At 65.9% G+C, this 1116-nt stretch carries 1 protein-coding gene; it reads right to left on the reverse strand.

What is annotated here, in order from left to right; genetic code table 11:
* Window positions 1-199 precede the first annotated feature (199 nt).
* Window positions 200-1116: glycosyltransferase family 4 protein (locus tag MOV74_RS38795; RefSeq protein WP_246932866.1), on the reverse strand; the 917-nt coding region annotated here is incomplete at its 5' end.

The following is a 1116-nucleotide window of genomic DNA, read 5'->3' on the forward strand; positions in this document are numbered from 1 at the left end:
GCTCCACGAAGGGCTGGTCAGCGGGCTTCGCCGCAGCGCTGGTCGCGGCGTCGAGCATCGAGCGAGCGTTGAGCGGTTCCACGGGTGTCCACGTCCATTCCAAAGCCCACGGCACGGCCTTGCGCGCGCGGGCGAGCATCCCCTGGCTCTTCGATTATCGAACAAATCGGAAGATTTTCTAAAGCGGGCTTAAGGATGGTTAATGATTGGCAAATGCGTCGCGATAGCCCGCGATCACGCCGTCGACCATCGCGGCTTGCGAGAAATGTGCCGAGATGCGTTCGCGCAACGAGACCGCGCGCTGCGCCGTTGCCTGAGGATCGTCGAGTGCGGCCGCGATCGCCTCGGCCATGACCTCGGAATCGCTCGGCGTGAACAGGGCCGGACTATCGGAGCCGAAGATCTCGGGGATGCCGCCGATTCTGGATGCGATCATGGGAATGCCGGCCGCGCCGGCCTCGATCACGACATAGGGCATGGAATCGCCGCGCGAGGGCACGACCAGCAGCCGCCCCTTGGAGAAGCCGTAGCGCGCCTTGACGTGACCGATGAAGCGGATCGCATTGGCGAGGCCGAGCCTGTCGACCTGCGCCTTCAGCGCCGCCGTTTCCTCGCCGTCGCCGCCGAGTGTCAGCGTGACCTTCTTGCCGCCCTCGTGCAGGCGCGCCACGGCATCGACCAGCAGATCCGCGCCCTTGATGTGCCTGAACTCGCCGACATAGGCGAGGTCAGTGGCATCGTCGGCGGTCACGACCGGCTCGAACTCCTCGGGGGTCACGCCGTTGAAGACGCAATGCACCACGCCCTTGGGCGTGCCGACGATGCGTTGATAGGTGTCGCGCGCGAATGTGCTCTCGAACAGGAACAGGTCGGTCGAATCCATCAGCGCGCGCTCGAGCCGCGCGTAAAACTCGCCCTTGAGGGTGTTGAGGGGATAATGCAGCGAGCCGCCGTGCGGCGTGTAGATGCGGATGGTGTCGACGGAGCGTCGCCGCATGCGGATGAAGGCGCCGGCCTTGGCGCCGTGGCCGTGCATGACGTCGGGCTTGAGCGTGGCGATCAGGCGCCGCATGCGAAGCCACACCAGGACATCGTCGGGCGAGGGCTCGCGGCGGA

The sequence above is a fragment of the Bradyrhizobium sp. SHOUNA76 genome, assembly GCF_023006445.1.
In the GTDB taxonomy this organism is placed as follows: Bacteria; Pseudomonadota; Alphaproteobacteria; order Rhizobiales; family Xanthobacteraceae; genus Bradyrhizobium.